The organism is Clostridium brassicae (assembly GCF_026738875.1).
Taxonomy (GTDB): Bacteria; Bacillota; Clostridia; order Clostridiales; family Clostridiaceae; genus Clostridium_H; species Clostridium_H brassicae.
This window is the reverse complement of record NZ_JAPQFJ010000004.1, coordinates 100,280-122,876: the sequence shown is the minus strand read 5'-3', so window position 1 is coordinate 122,876 and position 22,597 is coordinate 100,280. Positions and strand designations below refer to the sequence as shown.

Below are 22,597 nucleotides of genomic sequence, written 5' to 3'. Positions count from 1 at the left end.
GACAATTTATGAAAAGAAAAGCTATAATTTCATTAATGTTAATATTAACGAGTATGGTAGCTATTTCAGGATGTGGAAGCGAACAAAAAAGGAGTGTATTAACAAATGACGTAAAACAAGAGGCAGCAATGCAGGAAAATGAAACAAAAAAATTTATTAAAGATGGGACTGACCTTTTAAATAAAGGAAAGTATGATGATGCTAAAAGTGCTTTTGAAAAAGCAATTTCAATGGATAAAGCTAATAAGGGGGCGTATATAGAAATAAAAAATAAATATATGGAAAAACAAAGACTAGATGATGCTTATTATATTATAAAATTAGCTATAAGTAATAATGTTGACACTGAAAATATGAAGAATTTATTGAATGAGATTAAATCGAATTTTGAAGTTGCTAAAATAGATGTGACGGTATATCAAAATGACAAATATAATTTACCAACTAAAGTTAAAGTAAAAATAAACAATGAAGAAAAAGAAGTTGATGTTGTTTGGGATAATATAAATATAGATACAAGTAAATTAGGAACTACAAAGTATAAAGGAAAGATAGAGAAGTATGATAGAAGTGCTGAATTAAATCTTAAAGTAAAAAAAATTGAAAAAGTAAAAAAAATAGGTGGGATAAGTAAAGTATATGAAAATAATGGAAAAAGGTATTTAAAATTTGATGAAGTAGAATTTTTTTTGAATAAAGATGTTAATGATACAACAGCAGAAAAAGAAGCTAGAAAAGATGGATATAGCGAACATGGCCCCTATGACGGAGATAATCCATTTGATTCTAATGGAAGAGTATATGATAACCATTATATCAGAAATAAAGATAAGAGTTTAAAAACTTATGAAGTCTCACCAAATGTTCAAATATCTGTTTGTGGATTTGAAGTTAAATCAGATACTGTAGATCAACAAAAAATAAGCTATGAAAAATTTAAAACTTTGAATATGGATGACAGGCATAGATATAAAGGTATTTTATGCCATATATATTTAGAGAATAATGTAGTAGTAAAGATAGAACAACAATATATTCCTTAAAAAATTATATAATATTAACTTCATTTGTATAGATGTTAATGGGAGGGGGAATTACAATGGAGTTAAAAGTTTTAGTAGTTGAGGATGAAATATCTATAAATGATATTTTAGTAACTGCTTTAAGGGCAGATGGATATACAGTTAAAGGTGTATTTTTAGCAAAGGATGCTAAAGATGCTTTAAACTTTTTTAATCCAGATATAGTATTACTAGATATAAACTTACCAGATGAAGATGGGTTTGAATTATGTAGGTATATAAACCGAAAATGCACTATTCCTATAATTATGTTAACTGCACGTAATGATATTGTAGATAAGGTTTTAGGATTAGAATTAGGAGCGGATGATTATATTACTAAACCATTTCATATAAAAGAGGTATTAACTAGAGTAAAGGTTGCAATGAGAAGAGTTAATAAATATAAAGAGCAGCCAGATGAAGCATTTATAGATGTAAATAAATCTGTTAAAGTGAATCTAGAAGGTAGGATTGTATTTAAAGACGGTGAAGAAATCAAATTGAAGCCTAAAGAGTATGAGCTATTAGAGTTTTTTACTAAAAATAGAAATAGAGTTTTTTCAAGAGAAGAGCTTTTAGATAAAGTTTGGGATTTTGATTATGATGGAGAGATTAGAACGGTTGATGTACATGTTAGAAGATTAAGAAGCAAGCTTGATAAAAAAGATGGAACATCTATTATAGAGACTGTTTTTGGAGTAGGATATGTAATGAGGTAACTTGTATGAAAATAAGATATAAATTTATAATTGGGTTAACATTTATACTAATAGTTTCGGTATTAGTAATGAACATTGCAATAACAAAGGTTTTAAATTCAAATATGGAAAAAGGCATAAATAATTCTCTAAAACAAGTAATGAATAGTACACATGAATATATAAAATACAAACTTGTAACTAATAGTTCTAAGGATAACCAGGAAGCATTAGTTGAAGAGGGAAATTATATTGTCAAGTATATATCCTTAAATTATGAATCCAAATGTGATATAAAAGATATGAATGATAAACTTATAGAAGGAAATATCGAAGAAGAGTTTAAAAGCATAATAAAAGATAGTAATAAAATGGCCATACAGGGTAAAGCAATTGTAGATTTAAAATATAAAAATAATGGAGTAAATGCAATATTAACTTATCCTATATATGTTGATAGTAAATACGTAGGAATTATAAATATAGTAAAGAATTACGATTCGGAATATATGACTTATAAAAAAACTATGAATATTATAAATGGGATAGAAGTTGGAATATTTATAGCCATATTTATATTTTCATTTTTGATGACAACTAGAGTTACTAATCCTATTAGTAAATTAACGGAAGCAATAAAGAAGCTAGGAAATGGTGATTATGATATTTCAATTGATGAACATGGGAAAGATGAAGTGGCAATATTAGCGAGAGAATTTATATCTATGAGAGATAAAATAAAAGAGCAAATAGAAACTATTGAGGCGGAGAAAGATAAAGTATATAAATTAGAAAAGGGAAGAAGAGAATTTTTTAATAGTGTAACACATGAATTGAAAACACCATTAACAGCTATATCGGGATATGCTGAATTACTACTTACAGGAATGGTTGAGGATAAAGAATTTGATAAGAGAGCTATTGAAAGAATATATTCGGAAAGTGATAGACTTCATAAGTTAGTATTAGAACTTATAGATGTGTCTAAGGGAATATATGTTGTAAAAAAGGAATTTAAAGAAGTTAGCATGAAAAAACTTATTATTCAAAGTTGTAATGATATGAATATAAAGGCTAATAAGTATTCATTAAAAATAGTGCAAAATATAGGTGAGGGGATAGTTAGAGCGGAAGAGGATAAAATTAGACAGGTAATGATTAATATAATTGATAATGCAATAAAGTATTCATATGGAGGAAGTGAAATATACGTTAATTCTTATGTTAAAGATGATAAATATTTTATTGAAGTAATAAATAATAGCAAACCAATTCCAGATGAAATATTTAATAATATATTTGAACCTTTTATAAAATTTAGTGAAAGAGAGAATAAAGATAGTAGAGGACTAGGATTATATTTATGTAATGAAATAATTAAAGAACATGATGGGAAAATAACTATAGAAAATGGATTTTTAATAAAAATAAAAATTTCTTTAATAGTCTTAAAATAACCTTTTATTTCCCATGGTTTTAAGGGAAATTAATAAGCAAAGAAGGGTGTGCTTTTGGTGGTAGATATATCGTTATTAGGGTGCGGTGGAGGCATGCCAATGCCTAATAGATTTTTATCCTCAACTATTATTAATTATAAAGGAAGAAAGATTCTTATAGATTGCGGGGAAGGTACTCAGGTGGCTATGAGATTTATTGGATCAGGATTTAAATCTATTGATGTTATATGCATAACTCATGGACATGGAGATCATGTTGTTGGATTACCTGGACTTCTTGCTACTATAGGTAATAGTGGAAGAGTTGATCCTATAACCATAATAGGACCAAAAGGTATTGAAGATATAGTAAAAGGACTTAGGGTTATAGCACCTTACCTGCCTTATGATATAAATATAATAGAAAATCCTAACATCCCTTTAAATATAATAGAAGATTTAGTAGTTTCTACGTTAGAATTAGATCATTCATCACCTTGCATAGGTTATAGTTTTTATTTTAAAAGAAAACCTAAATTTGATGTAGATAAGGCAAATACAAATAATGTACCTAGAATTTTTTGGAGTACTCTTCAAAAGGGCGAGAGGGTAATTGAAAAAGGAATTACGTATGAACCTAGCATGGTTTTAGGTAGTGAAAGGCAAGGCATAAAGATTAGTTTGATAACGGATACAAGACCATTAGATACAATACCGGATTTTATAAAAGAAAGCGACTTGTTTATATGTGAAGGTACTTATGGTGATGAAGAGGATTTAGATAAGGCAGTAAAAAACAAGCATATGACATTCAGTGAAGCAGCACAGCTTGCACTTAAAGGTAATGTTGATGAGCTTTTACTGACTCACTTTAGTCCAGCTATGAGTGAACCAGAATTATTTAAACAAAATGCAACAAATATTTTTGAAAAAACTATAATAGGACATGATATGTTTGTTAAGAGTTTAGCTTTTAGGGATTGACCAATTTAAATTATAATATTTTATAGGGAAGCACTAATATTGTGGGAGGGGGCTTCCCTTTTTTATAATAAGTTTTGTTTTAAAAGAGTGTTATTTTGAAATTATAGGAAGCTAGCAATTTTTTAAACACAGTTTTATAATAAAATGTTTCAAACTAAAAAATCTTTAATAAGATTTTCTTTTGGAGCATTTTATTTTTTGGAGTAGAATTAATAATGATTATCAATTACAATTATATTAATAGCACTATACTGTAAAAATAGAAATTATATTTTAAGAATGGAATTTAAGTGAAAATAAAATTAAGTGTCTATTAATTTTATATATGTTTAATGAAAGGAGAGGTTTGTTTATGAATAAAAATAGAGAGGAATTGCTTCAAAAACAACCTAGAGAATTGATGTTTAAATTATGTATTCCAGCAATTCTGGGGATGGTAGTAATAGGATTATATTCATTTATGGATGGAGTTTTTGCTGGACAGTTAATAGGGAAGAATGCTATGGGTGCTGTAGCAGTTGCATATCCAATTACATTTTTAAATAGTGCTATAGCTACTTTGATAGGAATAGGGTCTTCATCCATTTTGTCAAGAGCAATAGGAAAGAACGATCAAGAAACAATAAATAAAATTATGGGAAATTTATTATGCTTAGTATTAATATTCTCTATCATTATTATGAGTGTAGGAATTGTATTCACAAAAGAGCTTTTACTTTTAACTGGGGCAGAGGGAGAAATTTTAGAGTTAGGAATAAGGTATCTTCGCATTATTTTTATGGGCTCAATTTTTGTTAATTTTGCTCAAAGTGCAAATATGGTAATGCGTGGAGAAGGAATTATGAAAAAAGCTATGGCTTTTATGACAATAGGAGCTGTTTTAAATATAATATTAGATCCTATTTTAATAATGGCTTTTGGAGAACATGGAATCGAAGGGGCAGCAGTAGCGACTATAACCTCTCAAATTATTCAAGCGGTAATTACAATGTTTTACTTTATAAGAAAAAGTAAAAATGTTAGGTTTCATAAAATACAAATTGAAAGAACACTTCTATCAGAAATATTCTCAGTAGGTGTATCTGCTATGATGATGCAAGTTATGAGTATGGTACAACAGACATTAATGTATAGAATGGCAGCAAAGTATGGTGGTAATAATCAATTGATATTAATGGGAGCAACGTTGAGGATACAAGCTCTTTCTTTTATTCCACTTTGGGGAATGAGTCAAGGATTACAACCAGTAGTTGGAACAAATTATGGAGCAAAATTATTTTCAAGAGTAAAGAAATGTACAAATATTTTTATATTAGGAGCCACTGCACTTGCTCTTGTATTCTGGATTCCTATTCAATTATTCCCTGAAAAAGTATTATCTCTAATGATAACAGATATATCCATAGTTAATCAAGGAATTACTAATTTTAGAATAATGTATAGTACGTTCCCAGTATTAGGGACTTTCATTATGGGAGTAACATTTTTTCAATCAATAGGTAATGGAAAAAATGCTGGTTTACTAGTTTTATTAAGACAGATAATATTATTTGTACCAGCAATTATATTCCTTCCATCTATTGTAGGAATTAGTGCTGTATGGTTTGTAAGTCCATTAATAGATGGGATAGTATTTGTTATATTAGTATTGTTAATTTCTAAGGAGTACAAAAAGATGTATACAATAAGTAGTATTGAAGCTTAGATGTATAGACATCTATGATGATATTAGTGGAGAACACCACATAATGGTGGTGATTCTCCTTTGGGTATTTCGTATACAATTATAATATCATTTTTAAGTTACTAAATAATCATAAGCAAAAATAAATTATTGCTCAGAACTTAGGTATAAGTGGAAGATAATTGAGTATTTTAGTTATCTATTAAATTTGGTTTTAATGCTTGTCCAATAATCTGGATTTTCAAGTCCAAGTCGCCATATCGCTATACCAGATATATCATATGAATTTACTAAGTTAAGCTTATAGTTTAAGCTTTGGGCATTTTCAAACCACACAGTATGACTAATACCAGATGCATCTGAATAAGTAAAATATGGAGATTGTGATACAGAATCCCATTTTATAGTAGCTCCATAATTTGCAGCTAAATTGTAAGTGGCTGAAATACTGTAGGCCTTAGTTCCATTTATGGACCAATCATAGCCGTAAGCTGCAGTCCCTAGGAGAAGCTTTTCTTTTGGTATAACTGTAAGAGCATATTTAATTACAGTTTCTACCCAACTAATTGAAGCGATTGATCCAGGTGTGCCGCCAGGATAATGTTCATCATAAGTCATTAATACAATTTGGTCTGAATATTTAGCTAGTGTAGCATAATCATAAGCGCCACTCCAAGAAGCTGTAGGACTATCACTAGTTTTAGCAGCAACAGCCATGGTTACATAAAAACCTTGAGGATGAAGTGTACTATAAAGTTCACTCATAAATGCTGTTAAATAGCTTCTATCATAATAGTATAGACCTTCAAAGTCAATATTAACTCCTTTATATCCATTAACTTTTATGGCATTTAAAATATTACTTATTAAAGTTTGTCTATTTGTTTGATTTTCTAATAATGTTTTTGCTATATTACCATCAAAGTTATTTGATACCATGGCAAGTGTTTTAACTCCATTACTATTTGCATAAGTTATTTGATTTGTTGGAACTAAGCCTGAAATTTTTCCATAACTATCTGTTATATAAGTATGTGTGGCAATTTCATCAATTGTTGAGGTGTTTGTTGCTATTGAATTATAGGAGGAATTGTCCCCTGAATAATAATAAGTAGCAAAGCCCATTACTAGTTTTTTAGAAGTTGATATAGATTGAGCCGTTGTAAGATTTATATGCGAGGAATCTGGGGATGTACCAACGGAATTATATGCTCTAACAAAATACCAATATTTTGTGTTAGACGCTAAATTTGTGTTTTTATAGCTATTTGTTAAAATTGTAGCTATTAAAGTATAATTTGAGTCACTAGGAGTGGCTCGATAAACTTTGTAGCCTGTAGCTCCAGAAACTGACTGCCAATTTAAAGTTACTTCATTTTGTGCTATTCCTGTATAAGTTAATGAAGTAGGAGCTGCAGGTGGAGATTTTAATTTTTTATTAGGTTTAGCGAAAATAAAATTAGTGTTTAAAACAAATACAGCAAGTACAGTAATAAATAATAAAAGTTTTTTATAATACTTCAATATAAACCACTCCCTTTTAAATATAAAGTTTAATTTTGATTTAATATTGGTCTACATTAGAGGCGTTTAATTTCTCTATTAATTAAGCTGATTTTTTAATATAATATTTATTATATCGACCGGGAAATAAACATAATGGACAAGTAATTTATGGTATTGTTTCCTAGGAAAATCTATTTGAATTAATCATAATATTTTTAAAGTATAGATAACTTTTTTTATTAAAAAAAGGCTATCTTAAAATTATTTAATTAAATAATTTTAAGATAGCCTATAATCCTATGTCTATAAAATATATACTATTAAAAGTTAATTTTAAATTCAACACCTTTATTTATATTATAAGCTAATATAGTTCCTCCATGGGCTTCAATAACTTGTTTTACGATAGCAAGACCTAGCCCAAATTTACCTTCTTTATCTTTTTTATAAGTATCAAAGAGTATATTTGGATCATTGACTTCAAATGGTGGTCCATCGTTTGAGATTTTTATCTCTGATTTATCATTAATATCTATAGATATAGAAATTGAGGTTTTTGCATACCTTAGTTGATTTTCAATAATATTTTCAAATGCAATGAGAAGTGCTTCTGCATCACCTTTAATTTCTAATTCTTTAAAATTTAGTTCCCAATTTAGTTCAGGGCTGACTATGCTGAATTTAGATATAATGCTTTTCAAAATCCTATCAATTCTTACAATTTCCCGATTTTCGCTATATTCAAGTATATGTCCAAGTGTATTTAGTTTTAGTAGTTGAGTAATTCGTCTTTCTAAACGCTCAGATTCTGTTTTAATTACTTCAGCTGCTGATCTCTCTGAATTTATACTTATGTCATCTAATATAGCTTGAGCATATCCCTTAATAATCATAACAGGGGTCTTTAAATCGTGTGATGTAGATTGTAGAAATTGTCTATCTCTTTCTTCCGCAATTTTTAATGAATCTCTCATTTTCTCTAATGCTTCCGATAAAAGTCCAATTTCATCAGGATCAGTTTTAGGTACTTTTGTGCTCCAATTACGTTTAGAAATTTCTTCAGCAAAGATTACAAGCTTTTGAATAGGCTCAGCAATTTTTTTTGCGGCAATCTTGGAAGTGAAAAAACTGATTATGAGAAGAATTATTATAATGGCAAAAACTTCAATTCCAAATTTGATATTTTCTTTAGATGAAGTTAAAAAAACCATAGCGCTAGTTTTAGTGTCATTCCAGTCCACATAATAATAATGAGACATACCGTTATCTTTTATTATGCCTTGATCTTCTTCAACACCATATTTCGATATATTATCAACGATTTTATCGATGATTTGTTCATTATTTTTATTATTTAAATATAAGGCCTCAGTAAATTTATCAATAGTTATATTAATTTTATCTCCGTTTTTTTCAATTCTAAAATGAGCTACCAAAATAGGGGCTTCTGATGTTCCTTCTAATTTATTTGGTTGTATAAAGCTCTGTTCTCCATTCTTTTTAGCCTCGGCCGATTCTTTTAATTGATTAAAAATAAATTCATCTTTAGCATTTTTAAAAACAGTAATGTTAGCAATAAAGATTATAATTAATAGTATTGCAATAATTCGAGTTATATCATACCATATTTTCCAACTTATCGAACGAAATGTTTTTTTCATGTTGTCACTCCATTTTCAACATATAACCATAGCCATATACTGTTTCTAAAGGTAAGTTATGTACTTTTTTTCTAAGTCGTCTAAGAGTGTCATCTACAACTCTTTCAGAGCCAAAATAGTCTGTTCCCCAAATGTTATCAATGATTTCTGTTCTACTTATAGCTGTTCCACGGTTAGTAATGAGAAATTCTAATATATCATATTCTTTTACTGTTAGTGTAATTTCTTCACTGTTATTTATAATTACTCTCTTTTGTCTATGAAAAATATAGGGGCCTAAGGAAACTGCTATTTCACCTTGTTTGCTTTTTTTGTTTTTTAAAATTCGATTCACTCTTAAAACTAATTCTCTAGGGAGAAAAGGCTTAGGGAGGTAGTCATCGCTTCCCATCTCAAGCCCAATTACACGATCTAGTTCTGCACTTCTAGCAGACATAAATATTACAGGTATTTCAGGAGTATTATTCTTAATTTCTTTAATTAAACTATATCCATCTATACCAGGAAGCATAATATCAAGTATCCATAGGCTAGGTTTCTCTGAAATAGCATTTTTAGCATCTAATCCATTATTGAAAGTTATAACATTATATTCAGCATTTGTTAGATAAGATACTAATAGATCACTTAAGTTTTTTTCATCTTCAACTAGAAATATTTTCTTCATATACATCATCACCTTTTTACTTTGCTTTTTCTAAAGCATCTTTAACAGCATTTTTAATACCCAGAGATGAATATGTTGCACCACTAACTGTATCAACATCGGTACTTTGGGATTCAATGATGCTATTAGGTATAGTAGCATTAGCTCTGTTAAACCACTTCATATCATCACTAGATTCTAGCACTTCTATAGTTGAAATCTTCTGGTCTTTTATTGTTACTTTCACGGTTATTGGACCTCTAAAACCTTCACTAGTACCAGTATAGGAACCATCAGTAATATTTGTTGTACCTACTGAGTTTTCAGTACTATTATTGTCAGCTGTTTTTGTACTATCTAATGATGAAGATTCGTTATTAGAGGTTGATGATTTAGGCGTATCATTAATTGTTGTTTTGTCATAAATATTAGAATGTTTTTCTGCGTTTAAGGGATTAGTTCTATTAAATATATTATATACTAAAGGAACTGTAATCAATACTAGTATCACTACCAATATAGGTAAGTATTTGTTCTTTTTATTTTGCTTAAAGTGTACTTTACCATAACTAAGAGTATCCTTTACAGGACAGTTAGAAATACATTGGAAACAATTAATACACTGAACTGATCTTAAATTACTGCATTTTGATATTTCAATATTCATAGGACAAACTATGTTACATTTATTGCAGTTAATACATGTAGATTCATTTCTTCTTATGGTAAAAGGTCTAAGAATACTCATTAGACCATATTTAGCTCCTTCATAACATAAGTAATTACAAAATGGTCTATCAAAAAATAAAGATACTAATGAAAATATACATATAACTACAATGGTACCAATTGAAATTAAATTACCTAATAGTAATTTTTCAAAGTTTACTCTGGGGTCAAATGACATAATATTAAAAATCAAGTCTACTTCAACTAAAAATACAATTAGCAATATTACATATCTATTAAATACAAGTATCTTTTGAATAGCTTTTGGCATTTTTCTTTTTCTTATTTTAAATAAATTACCTAGTTTGCTAAATAAATCTTGAATAAAGCCAAATGGACAGATCCAACTACAGTAGAATACTCCTAATAAAGGAGTTGACACTAGGATTGTTAGCATTGCAATTTTAAAGTTAATAAAGAATGAAGTAATTGTTAAAATTAAAAATATAAATTGGATTCCAAAACGATATTTTTGAATTGTTTTCATAATAATATTTCCTCCATATTTTATCTTAAGTTTATCTATTATTTATTGATAGTGAATTCTCAATATAAAAATTATTGTTAGAATTATTATAGAGTTATTTTTGTTCATAATCTATCAGAAACCTATGTGAAAATTATGGGATAGTTATGGGAAAATAAAAAAGATAAAATTTTTAAATCCAGAGAAAACTTCTCTGGATTTAAATTAATAGGGTAAGCTGATTATATTTTTTTCTCCCACCAACCATATGCTATATCAGCTTTGACTAATTCTGGACCAGGTGGAACTAGTAATGTTAGAAAACTGCTTCCAGGAGGAATAACTATTTTACCGTCTTTTTCATTAGCTAGAGTTGAATTAGATGGTACAATCCTTGTAAAAGCTTTGATGCCATCTGTAATTTCATCAGTTAGGAATTGACCAGCAAGGAAACGCACCATTGGTTTAGGTGGTGGTGAAAAAGCAAGATTAGCAGGTGTAATTGAAGTTACTGTAATTGCTCCTTCGGGGATAGAAGAACCCATATAAATTCTTGACTTTATTGGCAAATTGGAGGTGTTGGTTACAGTTACAACACTAACATATAAAATTACTCCAGAGTTTTGTGGATTATATAAAGCTCCCCATGCATAACCATCGAAACCAAAGCTTAATAAATTTGATTGGCCAATAAAATATCTACCTTTAAAGGATTGATAAACAGGGTTTTCAATATTCACGACTTTTTTAATATCACAAGAATTTGGTGGAATATACATCTTATCACCTCTATGTATCATATGCTATAAGGCATTAATTGGTACAAGCATAAATGTTTAAATTCAAACATGAGGTTAAAAGTCCAATAAATGCAAAAGTATAAAAGTTAGCTATAAATTTTTTATCTTCTAAGTATATTACTTTTTGTTTTGATTTACTTATTAGTATTAAGTATTAGAAAATTTGAAAATATTGCATATTATATTAATATAAATTAAGTATGAAAATTTCTTTAAATTATTTATAGTTGAAAAAGTGATAGAGTGGTATATTTAGGTACATAAATTATAGTTATTATGTTACAATGATAGTATTAATAGGAAAGGACAAGAGGTTTATCATGAGGAACAAAAAATTAGTGGGGCTAATAATTATACTTTTAGTTACTATTTTTATTTTCATTAATAGGGAAAAACTTCAAGAATTTAAAGATGTAAACTCTTTAGTAAAGTATATTAAAGGTTATGGTAAATATGCTTTATTATGTTTTATTATAATATTCTCATTAAAGCCAATACTTTTAGTGATACCGTCAGCTATGTTGTCTATAGCTTCAGGAATACTATTTGGTCCAATAAAAGGTTTTACTATAAATATGGTGGGATTTTTTATTTCGGGAACGCTAGCTTTTATGGTAGCAAGATTTTTAGGTAAGGAGTTTGTAGATAAGATACTAAAAGGCAAAGTATTATCTCTGAATCAAAATATAGAGAAAAAGGGATTTAAGATACTTTTTTTACTTAGATTACCTCCAGTATTGCCTTATGATCCTTTAAGCTATGCTTGTGGATTAACTAAAATAGATTATAAAGCTTTTATATTTGCTTCATTACTAGGGGTTGTACCAGAAACTTTATGTTATTCTTATATGGGAGAGAATATATTTAATCCTTTATGCGCAAAATTTATTATACCTATGACGATAATAGTTATAGCTACTTTACTTTCAGGAATTGCTTTTAAAAAAAGTAAGGATATAGTTTAAATATTTAATAGAAAAATGTTGCGATGCAACATTTTTCTATTATAAATTTTACTTAGAATTTAAGCAGTTTTTTATCTTCATGAAGGCATATTCTAGGGCTGAATCAAGGTTGCTAGTATTCTTTCCGCCACCTTGAGCAGAAAAATCACTTCCACCTCCATTTCCATCAATTAAGGTTATGGAATCTTTTAAGAGTGAGTTCATACTAATAACTTTCAAATCTTTTGAGCACATAAATATAAGACGTGCTTTGTCATCATCTTTAATAGCAAATAAAACTATGACATTTTGAAAGGATGTCAGTTTTGAAGCTAGAAGGTTGATGTACTTAAAATCTGAATTATCATATACTGATTTTATTATGTTAATATTATTTAGCTTATCACAGTTATTGATCATATTTTGAATTTCGTAATCGGCAATTTTAGTTTTCAAATTATTGTTTTCATGAGTAGTTTTTCGTAGATCTTGTGTAATATTTTGTATTTTTACTAATGCTTCTTCTTTATCACATTTTAAATCAGTACAGATTTTTGAAATAAACATATCTTTTGAAAAATAGTCTTCTATAGCTCTCTTGCCACATAAAAATGTTATCCTTGTGAAATTTTTATGGTTTTCCCATTTTATGATTTTGATTAGTTGAACTTCTATTGTGGAATTAGGATGTATTCCAAAGCATGGAGTTATAAATATATCGTCAATTTTAAATACTCTTATTTGTTCACTTGCTTTGATAAGAGTTTTTTTCAATGATAATTTTTTTAGTTCTGACTTAGAAGGGTATATAAATTCAACAGGAATATTATCAAATATAATCTTATTTGATAGTTTTTCAGACTCCTCTACTTGGGACATATCGAAAATTTTATCTATATCAATGGTGCAATAGTTTTCACCTAATTTAGATTCTATAGTATTTCCATTGAATAAGTTAAGAAAACAAGAAGAAAGAATGTGTTGTCCAAGATGCTGTTGCATACTGTCAAATCTATTTTTCCAGTTAATAGAACATTTAATTTTATGAATTTTTATTGGCTTTTTTTCAGTTACATGATATATAGAGCCATCTTTTTCGTATACTCTTAATACAGGGATTGACTCTAAATATCCAGTATCACAAGGTTGATTCCCATCACCAGGATAAAAGTAGGTCTTATCTAAAAGAATATGAAATTCATTATTTACCTCTAGTATGTTTATTATTTCAGCAGTAAATACTTTTATATATTGGTTTTCATAATAAAGCTTTTGCATATTTATAGTTCTCCTTTTAATAGCTAATAGTAGGCACATTTAAATAAATAACTAGTCAGTATGCTAGTTTTTTTGTGAACTACTTCTTCCTTGGAACCCACTAATAGAATAACTATTAGCGGAACCCAAGTCATTGTATTTCACAAAATATCCGTCGCATCTTTGACTTGTTATTTATTTTCATATGTCTTAGTTCTTTTATAATTGTACTATAAAGATATAAAAGAATTCTATGAAAGGTAATGTATGATATGAAATTTTTAGTTTTAATTATGAAGATTTTAAGTAAATGTTACAATAATATTGATGAAAGATTATATTTATAAATGAAGTATTAACTAAAGAATTAGATATAAAATATTATGACACTATGAATTAGTAAATAGTTATGACAAACAAAAAACAGAACAAAACAGCAAAAAACAGCAAAAAAGTATTAACAAAACAGCAAAAAAGTGTTATTATGTTATTGGGCAACTTAAAGTGTGTCTATGGTGTAGATGAAAGGAGTTTTATATAGTTGTGTTTGCAGAGGAACGACGAGAATTAATACTTTCTAAAGTAAAGTTACTTGGAAGAGTATTTGTAAAAGATTTAGCGGAAGAGTGTGGCGTTTCTATAGATACTATTAGAAGAGACCTTACATTTATGGAGAAAAAGGGACTTTTAAAAAGAACTCATGGAGGTGCTGTACCTTTATCAAAAGTTAGAAGACTGCCAATGGACGAGAAAATTAGATATAGTGAAGGAACAGAACACCAAAATGCAGTTGCTAAATTAGCTTCAACTTATATAGAGCAGGGAGATACTGTTTTTATAGGAGGAGCCAGTATACACTATGTTTTATTAAAATATCTCCCAAAAGATAGGGAATTTACAGTGATTACAAATTCACTTACAATTGCACAAAAACTTAAAAGTATAAACAATATTGAAACATACATAGTATGTGGAAAAATAAAAAGTGAAGAAGGTATGGTTGATGTATTATCTACCGACTTTATAAGAGGATTAAGAATAGATATAGCTTTTTTAACAGGAGGAGGAATTTCTGCAAAACATGGTTTAAGTAGTTCTACACCAGAAGGAGCTATTTTTCAAAGGACTGTAGCAGAAGTATCTCGCAGAAAAATATGTCTTGCCAATTTTGATAAGGTAGGTACTGAATTTTTTTCAAAAACTATAGATATTAAAGAGTTGGATATATTAATAACTGATTGGGAAGCACCTGATGAGGAAATAAACAAAATAGAGAAATTAGGAATAAAGGTTTTAACTGCAAAACAAATAAAAAATACATAATTTTATTCAATAAAAGGAGGTAAAATAATGAAAGTTAATTTTTACACATCTCTAAGAGAATATAATGAAAAAAAAGGTGAATTTGATAAAGCCATTCAATCTGTTATTGAAAAAGGTAATTTTATATTAGGTGAACAAGTTACTCAACTTGAAAAAGATATTCAAGAGTATACAGGAGCAAAACATGCTATAGGAGTAGCATCAGGTACTGATGCATTAGTTATTGCTTCAGATATACTTGGATTTAAGGATGGAAAAGAAGTTATAACTTCACCATTTACTTTTCTTGCATCTGCATCATGTATTATAAAACATAAAGGAAAGCCGGTTTTTGTAGATATTGATGAAGATACATTGCAAATTGATGTTAATAAAATTGAAGAAAAAATAAATGAAAATACAGTAGGAATACTTCCTATACACTTATTTAATCAAATGAGTGATATGGATAAAATCATGGAAATAGCAGGTAAACACAATCTTAGAGTTCTAGAAGATGCTGCTGAGGCATTTGGTATGAGATTTAAAGGAAACAGTGGTGAGTATAGACATTCAGGAACTATTGGAGATTTTGGAGTATATTCATTCTTCCCAACAAAGACTCTTGGAGGATATGGCGATGGGGGAATGATTGTTACTAATGATGATAATTTAGCGCAGCTTGTAAAATCTTATAGAGTACATGGTGCCTCAAAAAAATATCATTATGATTTTATAGGATATAATTCTAGATTAGACACTCTTCAAGCGGCTGTATTATCAGTTAAGTTAAAATATATAGATGAAGCAATAAAGAAGAGAGAAAACATAGCTAAGTTATATATTGAAGGATTAAAAGATTGTAAAAATATTAGATTCCCTAAAGTTAAAGGTGATCAACATCAAGTGTATTATGTATTTAATATATTAGCAGAAAATAGATATGAACTTGCAGAATACTTAAAGAAAAATGAAATAGGAACAAGTATATATTATCCAATGCCTCTTCATCTACAAAAAAGTTTTCAATATTTAGGATATAAGAAAGGTGATTTCCCTGTAGCTGAAAAGATTGCACAAGAGATTATTGCACTTCCTATATATCCAGAGATGACTACTGAAGAAGTTGAATTTGTATGTGAAACAATTAAAAAATTTTATAGAAAATAATAGAACCAATTAAAGAGAGGATGTTTAATATGAATAAAAAGATACCATTTTCACCACCAGATATAACTCAAGCAGAAATTGATGCAGTAGTTGAAGTTATGAAATCAGGTTGGATTACATCTGGACCAAAAACACTTCAATTCGAACAAAATATAGCAAAATATTCTGCTGCTAATCATGCTGTAGCTTTAAATAGTGCTACTGCTGGATTAGAACTTATATTAAAAGTATTAGGAATTGGTGGAGAAGATCAAGTTATAACAACACCATACACATATGCTGCTACATCTAACGTATTACTACATAGAGGTATAAAACCAACTTTTGTAGATGTAAAAAAAGGTGACTTTTTAATAGATGAGCAAAAAATTTATGATGCTATAACACCAAAAACTAAAGCAATAATGACTGTTGATATAGCAGGAGTTCCTGTAGATTATGATGCAGTTAAGAAAGTAATAAAGGCTAAAAATCGTGAGGATATTGTACTTATATCTGATTCAGCTCACTCATTTGGTGCTACATATAAGGGACAAAAAGTTGGAGGACAGATGGATTTTCACGTATTTTCATATCATGCAGTAAAGAATCTCACAACTGCAGAAGGTGGGGCAATTACTTTTAACAATAATAACTTTAAAGGTAAAGAAGATTTATATAAAGAATTTAAATATACATCATTACAAGGACAGACAAAAGATGCTCTTTCAAAAATGCAAGCAGGAGCATGGAGATATGATATTTTAACTGATGGTTTTAAATGTAATATGACAGATATTATGGCATCAATAGGTCTTGTGCAGCTTGAAAGATATGAAGGAATGCTTCAAAAGAGAAGTAAGTTATTTGATGTCTATAATTCTGTCCTTAAGGAAAAAGAATGGGCAACACTTCCTTTCAGAGGAGAAGCCGGAACTGAAACTTGTTATCACTTATATACATTAAGAATAAAAGATTTTACTGAAGAACAAAGAAATAAAGTTATACAAATGATGGCAGAAAAAGATATAGCTACAAATGTACACTTTATGCCACTTCCTATGTTTACTGTATATAAAAATTTAGGATATAAAGTAGAAGATTATCCTAATGCATATGCACAATATGCTAATGAAATAACATTACCGCTTTACTCTACACTTTCATTTGATGATGCTGAATATGTAGCAACTGAACTTGTTAAATGTGTAGAAAAAGTTTTAGGCTAGTTAAATTAATATAAATAATAAGATTGTATAGTGATTATAAAAAATTGCTATACAATTTTTTTATCATTAGAGATCATCTGAGATTAATTGTGGTGTAGCATTTTTGCTTGAATAGAATATATTACTATTGTGTTAGTAAAGAAATAGGAGGAAAAATTATAATATGGCTCATCCAATGAAATCAGAAATTAACAAAACAGATGCAATTTATTCACCTAATGAAAAATGTATCCCACAAGAAATGGTAATAAGAAATGTTAGGTTAGCTGCAGCATATGTTCCTTTCCAAAAACTTTGCACTATATTCTCACCTATAGAATCTCTTAAAAGAGGGACTGTTTTCCCAGAACTTTTTAGTCCTTACCCAGTAAAAGATAAATCTAATATGTAAGTAAGGAGGGGAATATTGTGAGTAAAAATATGAGTAAAATGGAGCTTCTAAAACAGATCACTGCCTTAAATTTTGTAGTTGAAGATCTTGGATTATATCTTAATACTCATCCTATGGATCAGCAGGCTCTTGCTAAATATAATTTATATGTAATGCAGTGTAAGGCATTAAAACAAAATTATGAGCTTTGTTACGGAATGTTATCTGAAAATGGTCAAAGTCCATATCCATGGCAATGGATAAATGAACCGTGGCCTTGGGAATATGAGGCTAATTTTGAGTTTGAGAGAGGGGAGAGGTAGTATATATGTGGACTTATGAAAAGATATTAGAATATCCCATTAAAATAAAAAATCCTAATCCTGAAATGGCAAAGATAATTATAACCCAATATGGAGGCCCAGATGGAGAATTAGGAGCATCTTTAAGGTACTTAAGTCAAAGGTTTGCCATGATTACTCCTCAAGCTATAGCTACATTAAATGACATAGGTACAGAAGAATTAGCACACTTAGAGATGGTTGGTGCAATGGTTAGACAACTATTAAAAGGCGCAAGTGTTGAAGAAATAGAGAAAAGTGGTGCAGGTGGTTATTATGCAGATCATGGTAGAGGAGTTTATCCTGTAAGTGCGTCAGGAGTTCCATTTACAGCTGCATATGTTCAATCAAAAGGAGATCCAATTGTAGATCTTACTGAAGATTTAGCCGCAGAACAAAAAGCAAGAGCTACCTATGAGTACTTAATTCAAATGGCTGATGATCCTGATGTAATAGAACCTTTAAAATTTTTAAGAGAAAGAGAAGTTGTTCATTATCAGAGATTTGGTGAAGCTCTTAGAATTGTTCAAGATTATTTACAAGAGCCTCATCTATTTGTAATGCCAAAACCAGATTTTATGAAGTAATTAAAAGTATATAGATACTTTAGCACAGAGGATAATTTTTCTCTGTGCTTTTTTATGCACAGAAGATAATATTGGATAAATCTAATCTAAGCGAATATTGACATAAAATTTGAACAACATATAAATGTAAATCAAGTTAAAACAAGAAGTATAATGTGATTTTTAAGGAGGATATTTTATGTCTAAAGTTATGAAAACAATGGATGGGAATCAAGCAGCAGCATATGCATCATATGCGTTTACTGAAGTTGCAGCTATATACCCAATAACTCCATCAACTCCCATGGCAGAATCTGTAGATGAATGGTCAGTTCATAGTAAAAAGAATATATTTGGTCAAGAAGTAAAGCTCGCTGAAATGCAGTCTGAAGCAGGAGCTGCAGGAGCTGTTCATGGTTCTCTTGCTGCAGGAGCATTAACAACTACATACACTGCTTCTCAAGGATTATTGCTTATGATTCCTAATATGTATAAAATATCTGGAGAATTACTTCCAGCAGTATTTCATGTAAGTGCAAGAGCTCTTGGTGCGCATGCATTATCAATTTTTGGAGACCACCAAGACGTAATGGCATGTAGGCAGACAGGATTTGCTCTTTTAGCTTCATCAAATGTACAAGAAGCTATGGATTTAGGATGTATAGCTCACCTTAGTGCAATTAAGTCAAGAGTCCCATTTCTTCATTTTTTTGATGGATTTAGAACATCTCATGAGTATCAAAAGATAGAAACAATAGACTATAATGATTTAGCTAAAATTGTAGATTATAATGCCATAAAGCAATTTAGAGATAGGGCTTTAAATCCGGAACATCCAGTTGTTAGAGGAACGACTCAGAATTCAGATATTTATTTTCAAGGAAGAGAAGCTTCAAATAAGTTTTTTGACGAAGTTCCTAACATTGTAGAAAGTTACATGCAGGAAATAAAGAAAATTACAGGAAGGGAATATCATCCGTTTGATTATTATGGTGTACCAGATGCAAAGTATATTATAGTTGCTATGGGTTCTGGATGTGATACTATTTCAGAAACTGTAGATTATCTTAATAAAAAAGGGGAGAAGGTCGGACTTGTTAAAGTTCGTTTATATAGACCTTTTTCAGCTAAACATTTCTTAAATGTAATACCTAAAACAGTAGAAAAAATTTCAGTACTTGACAGAACAAAAGAGCCTGGTGCCCCAGGAGAACCTTTATACCTTGATGTTGCTAAATTATTCTACAAGTCTGAAAATAAACCAGTGATTATAGGAGGAAGGTATGGTTTAGGATCAAAAGATACAAGACCATCTGAAATCTTATCAGTATTTGAGAATATGAAAAAAGACAATCCAAAAGATAATTTTACTGTAGGTATTGTAGATGATGTAACATATACGTCCTTACCAGAAGCACAAATGATAAATACTGCACCAGAAAACAATATAAGTTGTAAATTCTGGGGGTTAGGTTCAGATGGTACTGTAGGAGCTAATAAAAGTGCAATTAAAATAATTGGAGATAATACAGATCTTTATGTTCAAGCATATTTTTCATATGATAGTAAAAAATCAGGAGGAACGACTATTTCACACTTGCGTTTTGGGAAAAATCCTATAAGATCTTCATATTTGGTACACGAAGCAGACTATATAGCCTGTCATAATAAAGCATTTTTATATAATTATGATATATTAAAAGGACTAAAGAAGGGCGGAACATTTGTACTTAATTGTCCTTGGAAAGAAGAGGAGTTAGATGAAAAAATACCTGCATCTATAAGAAAATATATATCCCAAAATAATATAGAGTTCTATGTTATTGATGCTATTAAGATTGCTTCAGAAATAGGATTGGGAGCAAGGATAAATATGATTATGCAATCTGCATTTTTTAAATTAGCTAATATAATACCTGTTGAAGATGCAGTTAAATATCTAAAGGAGTCTATTGAAAAAACTTATGGCAGAAAAGGCGAAAAAATTGTTGAAATGAATAAGAATGCTGTAGACAGAGGAATAAGAAGTCTAATTAAAATAAATGTGCCTATATCTTGGAATGAAGCTGAGGAAGAAGAAAGACCTATTAAAGATGAACCTGAATTTGTAAAAAAAATACAAAGAAAGATAGCTAGAAATGAAGGAGATGAATTACCAGTTAGTGCCTTTAAGGGCATGGAAGATGGAACATTTCCACTTGGAACTACTGCTTATGAAAAAAGAGGAATTGCTGTTATGATTCCAGAGTGGCAGATAGATAAATGTATACAATGTGGTCAATGTGCTTATATATGTCCTCATGCTACTGTAAGGCAAATCCTTTTAGATGAAGAAGAAGCTCAAAAGGCTCCTGATACATTTAAAACTAAAAAACCAACTGGAAAAGGACTTGAAAATTATTACTATAGAATACAAATAGCTCCATTAGATTGTACTGGATGTGGTAACTGTGCTGATATATGTCCTGCACCAGGTAAAGCTCTTATAATGAAATCAGCAGATGAGCAGATAGAAATGGAATCTGAAAATTGGGAATTTGCTGCTAAAGTTAAAGAAAAAGACGGTGTGATGGATAAAGAGACAGTTAAAGGAAGTCAATTTGTTAAGCCTCTTTTAGAATTTAACGGTGCATGTCCAGGGTGTGGAGAAACTCCATATATTAGACTGTTAACACAATTGTATGGTGAAAGAATGATGATTGCTAATGCAACAGGTTGCTCATCAATTTGGGGAGCAAGTGCACCATCTATAGCTTATACTACTAATGATAATGGCAAAGGTCCAGCTTGGGGCAACTCATTATTTGAAGATAATGCAGAATATGGATATGGTATGTTTCTTGGAGTAAAGCAGATAAGAGAAAGATTAATGGATCTTATGAAAGAGGCAATGGAGATGCCTACACTAAATGAGTCTATAAAACAAGCATTCAATGAATGGATAAATTGTAAAGAAGATGGAGAATTATCTAAAGGTGTTTCATTAAAGGTATTAGAAGTATTAAAAGAATATAAAGATAAAGAAAATCCTATAATAAAAGAAATTTTAGATAAAAAAGATTTTCTAATTAAAAAGTCTCATTGGATTATAGGTGGAGATGGTTGGGCTTATGATATAGGATATGGTGGAGTAGACCAAGTATTAGCTATGGGTGATGATGTAAATCTTTTTGTGATGGATACTGAGATATATTCAAACACAGGTGGTCAATCGTCTAAAGCTACACCTACAGGAGCTGTTGCTAAACTTGCGGCAGGAGGAAAAAAATCAAGAAAGAAGGATCTTGGACTAATGGCTATGAGTTATGGAAATGTATATGTTGCTCAAATAGCTATGGGTGCAAACATGAATCATACTATTAAGACTATAGTAGAAGCTGAGAAATACAAAGGACCTTCAATTATTATAGCTTATGCACCTTGTATTAGTCATGGTATAAAGTTAGGTATGGGAAGTAGTATGAAAGAAGAGAAAAAGGCTGTAGAAGCTGGATATTGGCATTTGTATAGATACAATCCTGATTTGAAAAAGGAAGGGAAAAATCCATTTATTCTGGATTCTAAAGAACCAACAGCTTCATATAAAGAGTTTATTCAAGGCGAAATTAGATATTCTTCATTAATGAATACATTCCCAGAAAGAGCAGATTTGTTATTTAAAGAATCTGAAAATAATGCTAAAGAAAGATATGATATATACAAACGTTTATCTCAACTAAAATAGTTAATATTATAAATAAAAGCTGTTAGTGTATAAATTAATAC

At 29.5% G+C, this 22,597-nt stretch carries 19 protein-coding genes; 13 read left to right on the top strand and 6 right to left on the bottom strand.

The annotated features are described in order from the left end of the window. The first annotated feature begins 8 nt into the window (after positions 1–8). From OW729_RS05715 to OW729_RS05695, 5 genes are all read left to right on the top strand, one after another. Positions 9–1,043: an Ig-like domain-containing protein gene (locus tag OW729_RS05715; RefSeq protein ID WP_268060515.1), complete on the top strand. Its 1,035-nt coding sequence runs from the start codon at positions 9–11 to the stop codon at positions 1,041–1,043. 56 nt (positions 1,044–1,099) lie between these two features. Beyond that, positions 1,100–1,783 carry a response regulator transcription factor gene (locus OW729_RS05710; protein ID WP_268060514.1) on the top strand — a complete coding sequence of 228 codons (684 nt, stop codon included), beginning with the start codon at positions 1,100–1,102 and terminating at the stop codon, positions 1,781–1,783. A gap of 5 nt (positions 1,784–1,788) precedes the next feature. Further along, positions 1,789–3,219, top strand: coding sequence for a HAMP domain-containing sensor histidine kinase (locus OW729_RS05705; RefSeq protein WP_268060513.1), 1,431 nt, complete (start codon positions 1,789–1,791; stop codon positions 3,217–3,219). Positions 3,220–3,276: 57 nt separating this feature from the next. Beyond that, on the top strand, positions 3,277–4,182 hold the full coding sequence (locus OW729_RS05700; protein ID WP_268060630.1) for a ribonuclease Z: 906 nt from the start codon (positions 3,277–3,279) through the stop codon (positions 4,180–4,182). 352 nt (positions 4,183–4,534) lie between these two features. Next, positions 4,535–5,887 (top strand): MATE family efflux transporter, encoded by a 1,353-nt coding sequence (locus OW729_RS05695; RefSeq protein WP_268060512.1) that lies wholly within the window; start codon positions 4,535–4,537, stop codon positions 5,885–5,887. A 174-nt stretch (positions 5,888–6,061) separates the two neighbouring features. Here OW729_RS05695 and OW729_RS05690 read toward each other — a convergent pair whose 3' ends face one another. The 5 genes from OW729_RS05690 to OW729_RS05670 all read right to left on the bottom strand — a co-directional run bounded on the left by OW729_RS05690 (position 6,062) and on the right by OW729_RS05670 (position 11,653). After that, complete coding sequence (locus OW729_RS05690; protein WP_268060511.1) at positions 6,062–7,390, bottom strand: glycosyl hydrolase family 18 protein; 1,329 nt, start codon at positions 7,388–7,390, stop codon at positions 6,062–6,064. A 302-nt stretch (positions 7,391–7,692) separates the two neighbouring features. Continuing rightward, the gene (locus tag OW729_RS05685) at positions 7,693–9,033 is read right to left on the bottom strand and encodes a HAMP domain-containing sensor histidine kinase (protein ID WP_268060510.1); all 1,341 of its coding nucleotides are present in this window, start codon (positions 9,031–9,033) and stop codon (positions 7,693–7,695) included. 4 nt (positions 9,034–9,037) lie between these two features. Beyond that, positions 9,038–9,700 (bottom strand): response regulator transcription factor, encoded by a 663-nt coding sequence (locus tag OW729_RS05680; RefSeq protein WP_326498359.1) that lies wholly within the window; start codon positions 9,698–9,700, stop codon positions 9,038–9,040. 16 nt (positions 9,701–9,716) lie between these two features. Next, complete coding sequence (locus OW729_RS05675; RefSeq protein ID WP_268060509.1) at positions 9,717–10,895, bottom strand: FMN-binding protein; 1,179 nt, start codon at positions 10,893–10,895, stop codon at positions 9,717–9,719. A 221-nt stretch (positions 10,896–11,116) separates the two neighbouring features. Continuing rightward, a complete protein-coding gene (locus OW729_RS05670; protein WP_268060508.1) occupies positions 11,117–11,653 on the bottom strand; it encodes a DUF6143 family protein in 537 nt (178 codons plus the stop codon). Between the two features lie 341 nt (positions 11,654–11,994). Between OW729_RS05670 and OW729_RS05665 the strand changes: the two genes are divergently transcribed. Beyond that, positions 11,995–12,639, top strand: coding sequence for a TVP38/TMEM64 family protein (locus OW729_RS05665; RefSeq protein WP_268060507.1), 645 nt, complete (start codon positions 11,995–11,997; stop codon positions 12,637–12,639). A 48-nt stretch (positions 12,640–12,687) separates the two neighbouring features. Here the strand turns inward: OW729_RS05665 and OW729_RS05660 are convergent, their stop codons facing one another. Beyond that, the gene (locus OW729_RS05660) at positions 12,688–13,896 is read right to left on the bottom strand and encodes an alanyl-tRNA editing protein (RefSeq protein WP_268060505.1); all 1,209 of its coding nucleotides are present in this window, start codon (positions 13,894–13,896) and stop codon (positions 12,688–12,690) included. A 522-nt stretch (positions 13,897–14,418) separates the two neighbouring features. Here OW729_RS05660 and OW729_RS05655 point away from each other — a divergent pair. The 7 genes from OW729_RS05655 (at position 14,419) to nifJ (ending at position 22,556) form a co-directional block, all read left to right on the top strand. Beyond that, positions 14,419–15,198 (top strand): DeoR/GlpR family DNA-binding transcription regulator, encoded by a 780-nt coding sequence (locus OW729_RS05655; RefSeq protein WP_268060504.1) that lies wholly within the window; start codon positions 14,419–14,421, stop codon positions 15,196–15,198. Positions 15,199–15,225: 27 nt separating this feature from the next. After that, complete coding sequence (locus OW729_RS05650; protein ID WP_268060503.1) at positions 15,226–16,347, top strand: DegT/DnrJ/EryC1/StrS family aminotransferase; 1,122 nt, start codon at positions 15,226–15,228, stop codon at positions 16,345–16,347. A 29-nt stretch (positions 16,348–16,376) separates the two neighbouring features. Continuing rightward, positions 16,377–17,555, top strand: coding sequence for a DegT/DnrJ/EryC1/StrS family aminotransferase (locus OW729_RS05645; protein WP_268060502.1), 1,179 nt, complete (start codon positions 16,377–16,379; stop codon positions 17,553–17,555). Positions 17,556–17,718: 163 nt separating this feature from the next. Next, positions 17,719–17,946: a spore coat associated protein CotJA gene (locus OW729_RS05640; RefSeq protein WP_268060501.1), complete on the top strand. Its 228-nt coding sequence runs from the start codon at positions 17,719–17,721 to the stop codon at positions 17,944–17,946. Positions 17,947–17,963: 17 nt separating this feature from the next. Next, the gene (locus OW729_RS05635; protein WP_268060500.1) at positions 17,964–18,248 is read left to right on the top strand and encodes a spore coat protein CotJB; all 285 of its coding nucleotides are present in this window, start codon (positions 17,964–17,966) and stop codon (positions 18,246–18,248) included. Positions 18,249–18,253: 5 nt separating this feature from the next. Beyond that, positions 18,254–18,853, top strand: coding sequence for a manganese catalase family protein (locus tag OW729_RS05630; RefSeq protein ID WP_268060499.1), 600 nt, complete (start codon positions 18,254–18,256; stop codon positions 18,851–18,853). Positions 18,854–19,031: 178 nt separating this feature from the next. Then, complete coding sequence (gene nifJ / locus OW729_RS05625) at positions 19,032–22,556, top strand: pyruvate:ferredoxin (flavodoxin) oxidoreductase (protein ID WP_268060498.1); 3,525 nt, start codon at positions 19,032–19,034, stop codon at positions 22,554–22,556. Positions 22,557–22,597: the final 41 nt, after the last annotated feature.